Genomic DNA, 13,198 nt, shown 5'->3' on the forward strand with positions numbered 1-13,198 from the left:
CTCTTAAAAATGTATTGACATATATATCGAGGTGTGATATAAACATATATATCGAATCGCGATACAACGAGATGCAATGTATTGAACTGCATTATATCGAAGCAGATTCTTAAGGAAAGGAGAAGTGGTGGAATGCTGGAGCGGATCAAAAGAGTATATGTTCCTATGACGGAGACGGGCTTTTATATCTTATATTGTCTGAGAGAAGAGATGCACGGTTACAACATCGGCCAGCAGGTCAGGCAGATGACAGGCGGAGAAGTAACCATAAGTCCGGGAACCATGTACGGAACATTGTCTAAGATGGAGAAGGACGGGCTGATCAGATTCGTAAGAGAGGAAGAGAAGAGGAAGCTGTATGTGATCACGGAGCTTGGCTGGGAGGTTCTGGAGATAGAGCTTCGTCGGATTGAACGGTTATACAAGAATAGTAAAGGAGAATATATTTATGGCAGATAGAGTATTATTTCGGTTTATGACTGTGACGGATTATGAAGAAGAAGAGAAGTTCCTTAGTGAACAGCATAAGGAAGGGTGGAAATTATGCAAATATTGGCTTCCGGGGATTTATCTTTTTGATAAATGTGTGCCGGAGGATGTCGTGTACAGGCTTGACTTTGAACAGGCGGAAAAAAGTGAAAAGACGGAGTATCTGCAGTTATATAATGATTATGGGTGGGAATATCTCTTTGATGTGAACGGTTTTAGTTATTTCAGGAAGCGGGCGGGTTCAGAAGAAAGGGAGCTTGAGATATTCAGTGACAATGAGTCCCGGATCGAGATGGTAGAGCGGGTATTCAAACGCCGGATGATACCGCTTCTGATGGTGTTCTTTAGCTGTGTGATGCTGCAGCTAGTCATTCAGTTTTTAAACTGGAATGAAAGAGGAGATCCGTTTGCAAAAGGGTTTGTCATTTTCTTTACGATACTTTTTGGCTTATATTTGTATTTGTTTATTCATTGCGGGCGGAAGATCAGGTGGCTTAAGAGGAAATATATGAAGGAATAAAGAGAAAGACTTTGCAAGGAGAAGATCAAAGGTATAAGGCCCAAATACAGGCTTTATACCTTTTGATCTTTCATCTATTCATATCTTTCATCGATTACGCGTTTGGATTTCTTCTCGCTCCTTGGAAGCAGTCCTAATTCCACAACCTTGACAAGCGGTGTGAAACCTATTCGGCTCTTGACCGTGCCGGCAATGCGTTTCGCCAGGTCAAGGAAATCAACGCTTCCGTTGGTTTCCACATAGAGACGCATGGTGTCTCTGCCGTCCAGATGCGAGATACGGATCTGGTATTCGCTTGAAACTTCCGGGAATTCCTTAAGTATCTCTTCGATCTGGCTTGGGAATACGTTAACGCCCTTGATCTTCATCATATCGTCGGTTCTTCCCATAATGATATCCAGACGGGGATATTTGCTGCCGCATGGGCAGGCGCCCGGGATGATGCGGGACAGGTCGTGGGTCCGGTAACGGATCAGAGGAGCCCCTTCCTTTACCAGGGTCGTGATCACGATCTCTCCGAGTTCGCCGTCCGGTACGGGCTTCAGTGTAACCGGATCTATGATCTCGATATAGAGATAGTCGTCCCAGTAGTGCATTCCGGTGTCATAGCTGCAGTTGATGCCGATTCCGGGGCCGTAGACCTCGGTAAGTCCATAGATATCATAGAGCTCAATTCCAAGCTCTTCCCGGATCCGCTGGCGCATCTTCTCGCCCCAGCGTTCGGATCCTATCACGCCTTTTTTCAGATGGATTCTATCCTTGATCTCTCGCTTTTCAATCTCTTCGGCAAGAAGAAGGGCGTAAGAGGAGGTTGCACAGATAACGGTGCTCTTCATATCCATCATCATCTGCAGTTGCTTATCCGTGTTGCCGGGCCCCATGGGAACGACCATGGCGCCCAGCTTCTCGGCGCCGGCCTGGAACCCGATCCCGGCGGTCCAAAGCCCGTATCCCGGTGTGATCTGAATGCGGTCCATGTTGGTGATCCCTGCCGTCTCGTAGCAGCGGGCAAACATGACGGCCCAGTCCTCCACATCCTTGGCGGTATACGGGATGATAACCGGAAGGCCGGTGGTGCCGGACGAAGAGTGGATCCTTACGATGTCCTTTTCGGGGGCGGTCATAAGTCCTAAGGGATAGGCTTCTCTTAAGTCATTTTTCTCGGAGAAAGGAAGATTCTCGAAATCTTCCGGCGAGGATATGCTTGAGATGCCGGCTTCTTCCAGCTTTTTGCCGTAGAAGCTTCCGGCTTTGATGAGCGCCTGTATCTGATGGTTTGTCTGACTGATCTGTAATTCTGATATCTGCATGTGTGTATCCTTTCTAAGTATATTCTGTCTGATTCTAAGTATATCCTGTCTGATGGGGTCGGGAGATGGACAATCTGTGAAAAGAGACTCAGTCCTGTGCCGGGTGTTCCCGGACATACGCAAGCGCCCGGAAGTTAAGTTCGTGGAATCTCTCAGGCAGCCTCTCGCGGACGGCGTCTTTGATCTCGTCTTCGTTAAGCCCGAGCGCACCGCTGTGGATCGCGGCGCCAAGGAGCAGCAGGTTTAGTACCTTGGGAGAACCTATCTTGCGGCAGGCCCGCTCTGTATCGACGATGATCAGGTTCGGTATGCGTTCCTTAAGGTATGCGGTCATCTCGCCGCCGCTGTAAGGTGTGCCTGACAGGGTCGCCGTGACAGGCATGATGGCTCTTTGGCTTACGATGACCTGACCGCCTTCTCTCAGATAAGGAAGCTGCCGGACGGCTTCTCCCGGCTCAAAGCCGATGATGATATCGGCGGTTCCTTTGGCGATCATAGGAGCGTACAATCCTTCGCCCATGCGGATATGGCTGAACACGCTGCCTCCCCGCTGTGCCATGCCGATGGTCTCGGCGCTCATGACGGGAATGTCTTTTTTCATGGCGGCGGCAGCGATCAGCTTGGAAGCGAGAACCGTTCCCTGTCCGCCGACTCCGCATAATACGATGTTTTTATTCATGATCGTTTCCCTCCTTCAAAGCTTCCGTATCATGGGAAATGTTATCTGCGGCCCCGGCTGAACAGATCGCATCTGCCGGGCAGAGCTGGCTGCACAGGCCGCATCCGGTACAGAGAGAGGCGTCGATGCTTACAGAACCATCCTTGATGATCAGCGCAGGGCAGCCAAGTTCCCGGATACATTTCCTGCAATTGATGCATTTCCCGGAAGTGACGTGCATGCTGCCGGACGGTCTGGTGACGGCAATGCAGGGTGATCTGAAAATGATCGCCTTAACGCCTGGCTCTCCTGCTGTCCGTTTCACACAGGCGACGGCGGCTTCATGGTTAAGCGGATCTATGGTCTCTACAGTCTTAAGGCCGATTCCCCGAAGGACGGCTTCGATATCGATCTGGTCTGTTACGCTGCCCATCATCGTACGTCCGGTGCCGGGATGGGGCTGATGTCCGGTCATGGCGGTGGTGGAATTATCCAGTATGATCAGGGTCATATCCGCCTGATTGTATACGGCATTAATCACGCCTGTGATCGCGGACGCGAAGAAGGTGGAATCTCCGACGAATGCAAAGCAGACGGTGTCCGGTTCCATATGTCCGACGCCCTGGGCGATCCCAAGGCCGGCGCCCATGCACAGACAGGTATCTACCATGTCAAGAGGCATGGCGTTGCCAAGGGTGTAGCACCCGATATCTCCGCAGAAAATGGTCTTCCTGCCCTTCATGGCTGTCTTGACTGCGTAGAAGGAGGCCCGGTGAGGACATCCTGCGCAGAGTACCGGAGGACGTACAGGGAGAGCAGGAGGAACATCTGAAAATGTATTTCCATGCTCTGTATCCGGGCTGTCCTTAAGGAAATCCAGAATATTCTGCCGGACGCTGTCCTGTGTATTTTCCCCGGCATTGGGTGTGTGGTGCGTCAGTTTCCCGCAGATCTTCGCCGGAAGATTATATTTCCCGCACAGATAAGTCAGTTCCCGCTCAATGACAGGATCCAGTTCTTCAATACAGAGAACCTCGTCTAATCCGGTCAGGAATTCAAGGGCCAGCTTCTCCGGGAAGGGGTGGGGCGTGGCGATCTTAAGAAGGCGGACCGGGCCGGTCTGTGCCAATGTCTCCATAGCGTAGGGGAAGCTGACGCCGCCGGATGCGATTCCCAGCCGTTTCTTATACCGGTTAGGACTGGTTGTATCTTCCTGACAGTTTGAAATGCTTCCCTTGGAAGGGACAGGATCGGATATTCTGTCTGCCGCGTAGAAGATCTGGTTTCGCTTATAAGCAGAGAACTCGTCAGCCAGTCTGACATTGCGCTCCTCGATCAGCTTATGGTTCTGATAGGAAAGCCTTGGGAAGATCACCCACTTAGAGCTGTCCTTGATGAAGCCTTCCGGGCGGTGCACCGTATATTCTGCCGGATCCTTAACGGTAACGGACGCGTATCCATGGCAGACTCTTGTGGTTGGCCGAATGAGGACGGGAGTGCCGTATTCTTCTGAATATGTAAAGGCTTCCTGGATCATCTCGTATGCTTCCTGCGCGGAAGAAGGGTCGAAACAGGGAAGCTTGGAGAATGCGGCGTAATGCCTGGTATCCTGCTCGGTCTGTGAAGAGATCGGGCCGGGGTCATCGGCTGCAAGGACGACCATTCCGCCTTTGACCCCGATGTAGGCAAGGCTCATCAGCGGATCGGATGCGACGTTAAGTCCGACCTGTTTCATAGTTACAAGACTGCGTGCGCCTGTATATGCGGCTCCGGCGGCGACCTCCAGAGCAGATTTTTCGTTGACGGACCATTCAACATAGGTATTGTCGGTCCTGTGCTTTGCCACTGTCTCCAGCACTTCGGAGGAAGGAGTTCCGGGGTAGCCGGATACCAGATTCACTCCGGCGGCAATCGCGCCCATGGCTATGGCTTCGTTGCCCATTAAAAATTCTCTGTGCATAATCTCACCTCATTTGTGTTGTCCCTATACAATTCTATCATGATTCATAATAATAGACATCCTTGCGCAAAAAGTCAAGCTGACGGAAGAAATGCCGAAAAGTTTCCATTGTACGGTTGAAAAGTTTTTGATTGACAGTATGTAAGGGCAGAAGTATAATCATTTTATATAAATTAATTATATAAAATGATTATGTAAATGAAGAGGGAGTGAGATTATGCCAAAGCAGAGGATCACAAAGGAAATGGTTGTCAATGCAGCCTTTGAGATCGCAAGGGACGGCGGTATGGAACAGGTTATGGTGAAAAATATTGCAGATAAGATCGGATGTTCCGTACAGCCTATATACAGTTATTGTAAGAATATGGACGGTCTGCGCATGGAAGTGGCAGGAAAGGTAAAGATATTCATACAGGAATATATCGCGGCGCATATCAACAAAGACGATCTGTTCCGCAGTATCGGCAGGAACTATATTCAGTTGGCGAAGGAGGAACCGAATCTGTTCAGGATATTTATCCTGCATAAGAGAGAGGGGATCGCTTCCCTGGATGATCTGTACCGGACAGAAGCAAGCCGGGAGCTTGCAGAAGTTATAGCGGAAGATCTGCACATCAGCGTACCGGCGGCGAGACGGCTGCACCTGAATATGCTGATCTATACGATCGGCCTTGGCACTGTATTTTCGGTAACATCGCCGGGGATCTCGGCGGATGAGATCTATGCGCAGCAGGAGATCGCTTATGAAGCTTTTTTAAAATCAGAGACAGAATGCAGAAAGGAGACGTAAAGACGATGAAAAAGGGAATCATTATTTACCAGTCCAAATACGGAGCGACGAAGAAATATGCCGGATGGCTGCGGCAGATGACAGGTTTTGACTGTGTGGAGACGCCGAAGGCGGCACCAAGTGAGGTGGCGCAATATGATACAATCATACTGTGCGGAGGCATCTATGCTTCCGGGATCGTGGGATTATCATTTTTGAAAAAGAATATCGGCAGATTGAAGAATAAGAAGACGGCCGTATTATGCGTAGGCGCTTCGCCTTATGACGAGAAAGCATTTGAAGGGATCAGGGAGCACAATCTGACGGGTGAACTTAGAGGAATCCCGCTGTTCTATGGACGGGGTGTGTGGGATATGAGCAAGATGAGATTCGCGGACAGAATTTTGTGTACATTGCTGCAGAAGTCTGTGGCAAAAAAGGATCCGAGTACATATGAACCATGGATGGCAGGCCTTATGAGCGCAGTGGGACAGACGGCAGACTGGACAGATAAGAAGTATCTGGAGCCGTTGATCGAGTATCTGAAATAACAGCAGCCGTACAGGCGGAAATATATTAGGAGGATCGTATGAAGCAGGTTTGCAGAGTATGTATGCATCAGTGTAATCTAAATCACGGGCAGACAGGCATATGCAAAGCCCGGAAGAATGAGGAGGGGAAGATCGTCTGTGTCAGCTACGGACAGATCACGTCCATGGCGTTAGATCCGATCGAGAAGAAGCCGCTTCGGCTGTTCAGACCCGGAAGTCTGATCCTGTCTGTCGGAAGCTTCGGATGTAATCTGAGATGTCCGTTCTGTCAGAATTACGAGATATCTATGGCGTCGGTGCAGCAGTCGGAGGGAAATGTGATTTTAAAGGGGAGGGCAGATACGGTCTGTGTCTCTTGCCGGGAACTGGCAGATAAAGCGCTGGAATACAGGACATCAGGCAATATCGGAGTTGCATTTACCTATAATGAGCCGTTGGTGGGCTGGGAGTATGTGCGTGATACGGCAAGGCTTGTGAGAGATGCCGGTATGGTCAATGTGATGGTTACGAACGGGACGGCGTCATGTGAGGTATTGGATGAATTGCTTCCTTATATAGATGCAATGAATATTGATCTGAAGGCATTTTGCAGGGAGACATATCGGGAGCTTGGAGGGGATCTTGATACGGTCAAGAGGTTCATAGTACGGGCGGCAGAAGAATGTCATGTGGAGCTGACGACTCTGATCGTTCCGGGTATGAATGATGATGTAGGGGAGATGGAGGAGGAAGCAGGGTGGATCGCTTCTGTGGAAGATAAAGCGGGAAAGAAGATCCCTCTTCATGTTACACGTTTCTATCCAAGATATCACATGACGGACAGGCAGGCGACGGATGTGCGGCAGGTATACCGTCTTGCAGAGACGGCCGGAAGATACTTAGAGCATGTGTTTGTGGGGAATTGCTGATGAAGCTTTTGAAGTATTTTTGTTTCGTGAGCGTGATATTGCCTGTACAGAAAAATCAAAAGATGGTATGATAAGAGTAAGAAAAGGAAGATTAAGAAGTTATTTAAGAGGTCAGGTCATGATTACAGGAGCATTTATGGTACCTCATCCGCCGCTTATCATTCCGGAGATCGGCAGAGGTGAGGAGAAGAAGATACAGAATACGATTGACGCATATCATGAGATCGGAGGTCGGATCGGCGCTCTCAGGTCGGATACGATCGTGCTGATCTCGCCGCATCAGACCATGTATGCGGATTATTTCCACATTTCACCGGGAAAGGGAGCGAAGGGTGATTTCGGACAGTTTGGCGCAGGATGGGTGAAGACGGAGGTTAGTTATGATACGGAATTCGCAGAGAATCTTGCGAAGCTTTCTGAGGCGGGAGAGATACCTGCGGGGCCGCTTGGAGAGCGGGACAGGCGGCTGGATCACGGGACCATGGTGCCGCTCTATTTTGTGAATCAGTATTGGCGGGAATACAGGCTGGTAAGGATCGGATTGTCAGGGCTTTCCCTTACGGAACATTATGAACTTGGGCGGCGTATCAAGGAGACGGCAGAGGTGCTTAACAGGAACACGGCGGTGATCGCCAGCGGCGATCTGTCACACAGGCTTTTGGAAACGGGGCCTTACGGTTACAAGGAAGAGGGACCGGAGTATGACAGACAGATCATGGATGTGATGGGCAGCGGTGATTTTGAGAAGCTTCTGGAATTCCCGGAGGATTTCTGCGAGAAGGCGGGGGAGTGCGGACACCGTTCATTCGTTATGATGGCGGGAGCTTTGGACAGAACCGCTGTCAGGGCAGAACTTCTGTCTTATGAGGGGCCTTTTGGGGTCGGTTATGGGATCTGTGCCTATGAGACGGGCGATAAGGATCTTACAAGGAATCTGAAAGACCGGTATGAGGAGAAGGAGAAGCGGCGGATCATGGATCAGAGGGCGAAGGAAGACGCATATGTGCAGCTTGCCAGAGAGACGATCGAGGAGTATGTCCGTACCGGAAGGAAGATGGAGATACCTGAGAACCTCCCCGGGGAGATGTATACAAGCAGGGCGGGAGTATTTGTCTCTGTCAAGAAGGAAGGGCGGCTTCGGGGCTGTATCGGCACGATTCAGGCGGTGCAGGCATCCGTGGCAGAAGAGATCATTGAGAACGCGGTCAGCGCGTCCGCGAAGGATCCCAGATTCTCCCCGATAGAGCCGAAGGAACTGGATAAGCTGTCGATCAGTGTGGATGTGCTGGGAGATACGGAAGCTGTCGATTCGCCAAAACAACTGGATGTGAAGCGGTACGGAGTGATAGTGACGAAGGGATATCGCCGGGGGCTGCTGCTTCCGAACCTTCCCGGGGTGGATACGGTTGAGGAACAGATCGCGATCGCAAAGCAGAAGGCGGGGATCGGGGCAGAGGAAGAAGTTAGGCTTGAAAGGTTCGAGGTGATCCGGCATTTTTAAATAGTTGAGAGATTTTGAAGGAGTCGAGGTTTCATGGGTAAAACATTTAATACCGATGGATATTGCGATCCAAAGCTGCATTATATGGTCAATCTGGATACCCGGTTAAGGGAGATCAAGTCAATGGTAGATGCCGGAAAGTATTTCACCATCAACAGGGCAAGACAGTATGGGAAGACGACGGTTCTGACAGCTTTGGCGGATTATTTGCAAACAGAATATGAAGTCATAAGCCTGGACTTTCAGGGGTTAAGTTATGCTGACTTCGAATCGGAATACAGCTTTGCCGCCGCATTTTCCAGACAGATACTTTTATATACAGAACATATACCGGCTGAAGCAGAGGAAGAGCTTAAGCAATATTCAGCGGGAAGAGTAGAAGGGGCAACTTTGTCAAGACTGTTTGTCTTGCTGTCGGAATTATGCAGGAAATCTGAGAGGAAGATCGTAATGATCATCGATGAAGTGGATTCTGCATCCAATAACCAGGTGTTTGTAGATTTTCTTGCTCAGCTTCGTTTTTACTATCTGAGAAGAGGGAGAACACCGGCTTTTCAATCGGTGATTCTTGCCGGAGTCTATGATGTGCGCAGTGTACGCGGTAAGATTCGGCCGGATGAAGATCATCTGGAGAACAGTCCATGGAACATTGCGGCAGATTTCCTTGTGGATATGAGTTTTTCATTAGATGATATTGAGGGAATGTTAAAAGAGTATGAGAATGATCATCATACTGGTATGGAATTGAACCTGATTGCTGGTATGATCCATGAATACACTTCCGGGTATCCGTATCTGGTGTCTCGATTCTGTAATTATCTTGATGAGAGGGTCGCAGGGATGAAGGGATTCCCGGATAAGAGCAGTGCTTGGACAAAAGCCGGGTTTTATGAAGCAGAAAGGATGATTGTAAAAGAAGATAACACACTGTATCAGTCTCTTATAAGAAAAATTGAACTTTACCCGGAACTTCGGTCGATCTTGTATGAGCTTTTGTTTACCGGGAAGCCGATTCCGTATAATGCGACGAGCAGTTACATGAAGACTGCGGCCATGTTTGGAATTATTCGGAATGAGAATGATACAGCGGCTATTTCTAATCGGATCTTTGAATCTGTGTTGTACAATTATTTTATAACCGAGGAATTTTCTGTAAGCAGAATGTATCTTATGGGTGTACAGGAGAGAAATCAATTTATTGTCGGAGGCCATCTTGATATTCGGAAGGTGCTTGAAAAATTCGTGGAGACATTCTCTGATCTGTATGGAGATAAAGATGATACATTTCTTGAAGATGTTGGCAGACGTTATTTTATTCTCTTTTTGAAGCCCATTATAAATGGGATCGGAAATTACAGTGTAGAGTCAAGAACCAGGAATAATGAACGTATGGATCTGGTCATCTATTACATGGGAGAGCAGAATGTGATCGAACTAAAAATTTGGCGGGGGAATGCCTATAATGAGCGCGGTGAAGAACAATTATCCAACTATCTGGAATATTTTCATCTCACGAGAGGATATATGCTGAGTTTTAATTTCAATAAGAAAAAGGAGATCGGAGTAAAGGAGATCAAGGTGGGAGATAAGACGTTGATCGAGGCTGTGGTCTGAGTGAAGAAAATGATTAGGGACCAGGAATCTAAAAGGCGATTCCTGGTTTTTACTTATACCAGTCATCCACATAACAGATAGCCTTTTGCGGTTCTTTCTCTATAATAAATCAGAGAGTTTGATAGTCAAACCATCAAATATATGGACGGGGATTTCATCATCAAAAGAAAACTGGCTGGAATCTTCGTCGTCGTCAAAAGAATATATTTGAACCGTTTTTGTTATCGGGTTCACGATCCAGTATTCCCGAACCCCGGCAGTGCGGTACTTAAATAGCTTGATACTATAATCCATCCGCTGTGTTGATGGAGAGATTACTTCTACAATCCAATCAGGAGCCCCGTTACACCCCTTATCTTCTAGTTTGCTTTTATCACAGATAACAGATATATCAGGCTCAACATAGTTCTTATCGTCAGCATTTAAAAATACTGCATAAGGAGCAAGATATATTTTGCAAGATCCTTGATTCGCATCAATATAGTCTGCAATTTTTCTTGATAATGAAAAAATAATGTCTTGATGTCTTGCATTTGGCGGCGCCATCATATACATCTTTCCGTCGATCAGCTCCGCCCGCTGCCCGTCTGGGAGGGCGTAGATATCATCAATGGTATAAGTAGGCCGCTGTGCTGAAGCCATTTTGTAAACCTCCTTTGTGCTGACGAATTTATATAAACGTTTTTCTCTATTTTTGTTAACTAATGTACCATATTGTGAACAGAGGTTCAATATAGAAAACGAACCTGTTTTTAGATTTCCGGCCTACAGTTTTGTTTACACTGTTCTTTCAGCTTTCAATTTTTTTACTTCTTCAAGAGAAAGTCCAGAAATATTTGCAATTTCTTCCAGAGCATATTTTCCAGCTGACAACATACGAAGAGCAACCTCTTTTAAAGATTCACTTCTCATATCTTCCATAATTTTACACATCTCGCTCACTCCTTTCGGATTCTCTTTTAGATACCGTGTTCGGTTTGCCATCAATTCAAAATTCATATCATCTGCTTTGGTACAATTAAAATCGTACATGAGTTTTCCCATAGCAGAATCTCCACGATATTCACCATTCACATAAAGAATATGCTCCCCATCTTCAAAAGATTTACCCGTTGCAAGGTTGATTCTCTCAATCGGATAAACCGCTTCGCCTTGACCGTAAAAATCTTTTTCAATGATAAAGATTGTATATGTGTCCGGCAACTCCTTAAATTCCTGACCTGAATGGAGATTCTCTATATCCATTACGCTTGAATGGTATCTTGCCCTGTGCGGGTCTGCTCCTTTGTCCTGCCTCTGGACTTCTAAATCATATTTTTTTCCAACCGAATCCGTTCCATATGCGTCCAAGCAGATAGAACGTGCCCCGGCCAGTCTTTTCATATCTTTCTGTGTTTCACAATCAGTAATAATTAAATCAAGTTTATCTGTGATAGTGCGCAACACAAATTCAGCCAATGGAATGTTATCCTTAAAAAGGCAATTTTCCTTCCGTTTTCGTATTTCCATACTACCATAAACCACCTGATTTTACAAGCTGGGAGCCAGTGCCTTTCTGAATCCCGGCCTCTTGCCGTTGTTAGTGTGGTGGACGTAGAAGCCATTTAGAACATATATCACCGTACACTACCTTATGTTTCTGAAACAATATCACAGGAATCATCTATTGTCCTTCCTGTAAAAAAGTATATAATAGTGATAAAGATATTCGAATATTGATACTTTATTGGCTTTGAATATGAAGATTCAGGAGGCGTAACATGAGGATAAAAGGGAAGATAGCAATTTGGTTCTGGATAATGTTCGTGGGTATGGAGATCTTGATGCTCTACCTCTTTTTTGAACCGTCAGAGGAGGGGAAAGATGTTGGAATGCTGGTAATTATGATATTTGTTTTCTTTGTCTGGAATATCGTGTTCCTGCCGATGCTGGTGAAAAATTATGTAGAGATTGACGGCGAAAGGCTGATACTGGTATTAGGCCTTTGCAGGACTACTATTGAGATCGGGGAGATCAGGGAAGTGTATAAGACACATAATCCGATCGCATCCGGGGCGCTGTCATTAGACCGGGTAATGATAAGGGGGAGACGGCAGGAGGCGTTGATCTCCGTGTGTGATAAGGAATTGCTGTTCCGGGAATTGAAGCGGATCAACCCGGCGATTAAGATTGGACGGTAGGGGAGGTGCAAAGATGTACCGGATAGCCATATGTGATGACGATGTCAGAATGCGTCGGTTCTTATGCAGGACGGTTTCCGAATCCGGGATATCCTGCCGGGTGGAAGAGTTCGCAGGCGGAGCAGATCTTCTTCGGGGTTACGGAGAGTATGACATTCTGTTCCTGGATATTGATATGCCTGGGGGAAATGGAATTGAAGTGGCGGAAAGGATTCGAAGATCGGACCGGAAGGTGAAGATCATCTATGTCACAGGATATCAGGATTATATGAGTCAGTCCTTTGCGGTGCATCCTTTTGCCTTCCTTGTAAAACCTGTGCAAAAGGAGGAGATCATCCGGCAGATGAAGGAAGCGCTCATCTACGGAGGGGAGGAAGAGAAGGGGATTCCCTTCCGGGTGCAGACGACAGAAGGGATCGAAGAGTTTGTGATATCGGAGCTCTATTATCTGGAATATCAGAGCCGGAAGCTTCGGTTTGTCTTAAAGCACAGGGAGGTTATGGTGCGGGGAAAGATAGCGGAATACTTGGGGATATTCGGCCCCTATGGTTTTGCCGCCCCGCACAAGAGCTTCGTCGTCAACCTGCATCATGTAAAGGCGATCCGGGGATACGAGATCATTATGATGAACGGAGATCAGATCCCGCTGTCGCAGAAGCGGTCTGTGGAATTCCGGGCGGCGCTTGGGAAATATCAGGCGGACAGTCTGGCGGGGATGCATTGAGCATTAAGCATGGA

General features: G+C 47.6%; 14 protein-coding genes. 9 read left to right on the forward strand and 5 right to left on the reverse strand.

Annotated features, from left to right (window positions below; translation table 11 throughout):
• Positions 1–132 precede the first annotated feature (132 nt).
• Together VSQ62_RS11875 and VSQ62_RS11880 are read left to right on the forward strand one after the other, a co-directional pair.
• Positions 133–459, forward strand: a complete 327-nt coding sequence (locus tag VSQ62_RS11875; RefSeq protein ID WP_334635134.1) for a PadR family transcriptional regulator — start codon at positions 133–135, stop codon at positions 457–459.
• Entirely contained in the window at positions 449–1,009 is a 561-nt protein-coding gene (locus tag VSQ62_RS11880) for a DUF2812 domain-containing protein (RefSeq protein WP_334635135.1), read from the forward strand. The genes VSQ62_RS11875 and VSQ62_RS11880 overlap by 11 nt, the downstream gene beginning before the upstream one ends.
• A gap of 74 nt (positions 1,010–1,083) precedes the next feature.
• Here the strand turns inward: VSQ62_RS11880 and VSQ62_RS11885 are convergent, their stop codons facing one another.
• The 3 genes from VSQ62_RS11885 to VSQ62_RS11895 form a co-directional block, all read right to left on the reverse strand.
• Positions 1,084–2,319, reverse strand: coding sequence for a phenylacetate--CoA ligase family protein (locus VSQ62_RS11885; RefSeq protein WP_334635136.1), 1,236 nt, complete (start codon positions 2,317–2,319; stop codon positions 1,084–1,086).
• A gap of 88 nt (positions 2,320–2,407) precedes the next feature.
• Positions 2,408–2,998 (reverse strand): indolepyruvate oxidoreductase subunit beta, encoded by a 591-nt coding sequence (locus VSQ62_RS11890; RefSeq protein WP_334635137.1) that lies wholly within the window; start codon positions 2,996–2,998, stop codon positions 2,408–2,410.
• Complete coding sequence (locus VSQ62_RS11895) at positions 2,991–4,937, reverse strand: thiamine pyrophosphate-dependent enzyme (RefSeq protein WP_334635138.1); 1,947 nt, start codon at positions 4,935–4,937, stop codon at positions 2,991–2,993. Before VSQ62_RS11895 ends, VSQ62_RS11890 begins: the two co-directional genes overlap by 8 nt.
• 217 nt (positions 4,938–5,154) lie before the next feature.
• Here VSQ62_RS11895 and VSQ62_RS11900 point away from each other — a divergent pair, with 217 nt between their 5' ends.
• The 5 genes from VSQ62_RS11900 (at position 5,155) to VSQ62_RS11920 (ending at position 10,280) form a co-directional block, all read left to right on the forward strand.
• Positions 5,155–5,727 carry a TetR/AcrR family transcriptional regulator gene (locus VSQ62_RS11900; protein WP_334635139.1) on the forward strand — a complete coding sequence of 191 codons (573 nt, stop codon included), beginning with the start codon at positions 5,155–5,157 and terminating at the stop codon, positions 5,725–5,727.
• A 5-nt stretch (positions 5,728–5,732) separates the two neighbouring features.
• Positions 5,733–6,257, forward strand: a complete 525-nt coding sequence (locus VSQ62_RS11905; RefSeq protein ID WP_334635140.1) for a flavodoxin domain-containing protein — start codon at positions 5,733–5,735, stop codon at positions 6,255–6,257.
• Positions 6,258–6,295: 38 nt separating this feature from the next.
• Positions 6,296–7,165, forward strand: a complete 870-nt coding sequence (gene amrS, locus VSQ62_RS11910) for an AmmeMemoRadiSam system radical SAM enzyme (RefSeq protein ID WP_334635141.1) — start codon at positions 6,296–6,298, stop codon at positions 7,163–7,165.
• Positions 7,166–7,283: 118 nt separating this feature from the next.
• Positions 7,284–8,666, forward strand: coding sequence for an AmmeMemoRadiSam system protein A (gene amrA / locus VSQ62_RS11915; protein ID WP_334635142.1), 1,383 nt, complete (start codon positions 7,284–7,286; stop codon positions 8,664–8,666).
• A 33-nt stretch (positions 8,667–8,699) separates the two neighbouring features.
• Complete coding sequence (locus VSQ62_RS11920; RefSeq protein ID WP_334635143.1) at positions 8,700–10,280, forward strand: AAA-like domain-containing protein; 1,581 nt, start codon at positions 8,700–8,702, stop codon at positions 10,278–10,280.
• Between the two features lie 99 nt (positions 10,281–10,379).
• Here the strand turns inward: VSQ62_RS11920 and VSQ62_RS11925 are convergent, their stop codons facing one another.
• Positions 10,380–10,922 carry a Uma2 family endonuclease gene (locus VSQ62_RS11925; protein WP_334635144.1) on the reverse strand — a complete coding sequence of 181 codons (543 nt, stop codon included), beginning with the start codon at positions 10,920–10,922 and terminating at the stop codon, positions 10,380–10,382.
• Between the two features lie 135 nt (positions 10,923–11,057).
• The gene (locus VSQ62_RS11930; RefSeq protein WP_334635145.1) at positions 11,058–11,789 is read right to left on the reverse strand and encodes a PD-(D/E)XK nuclease family transposase; all 732 of its coding nucleotides are present in this window, start codon (positions 11,787–11,789) and stop codon (positions 11,058–11,060) included.
• A 251-nt stretch (positions 11,790–12,040) separates the two neighbouring features.
• Between VSQ62_RS11930 and VSQ62_RS11935 the strand changes: the two genes are divergently transcribed.
• Both VSQ62_RS11935 and VSQ62_RS11940 read left to right on the forward strand, forming a co-directional pair.
• A complete protein-coding gene (locus VSQ62_RS11935; RefSeq protein WP_334635146.1) occupies positions 12,041–12,460 on the forward strand; it encodes a PH domain-containing protein in 420 nt (139 codons plus the stop codon).
• A gap of 13 nt (positions 12,461–12,473) precedes the next feature.
• The gene (locus VSQ62_RS11940; protein ID WP_334635147.1) at positions 12,474–13,184 is read left to right on the forward strand and encodes a LytR/AlgR family response regulator transcription factor; all 711 of its coding nucleotides are present in this window, start codon (positions 12,474–12,476) and stop codon (positions 13,182–13,184) included.
• Positions 13,185–13,198 lie beyond the last annotated feature (14 nt).

Origin of the sequence: Sporofaciens sp. JLR.KK001, from assembly GCF_036941055.1 — a bacterium.
In the GTDB taxonomy this organism is placed as follows: Bacteria; Bacillota; Clostridia; order Lachnospirales; family Lachnospiraceae; genus Sporofaciens.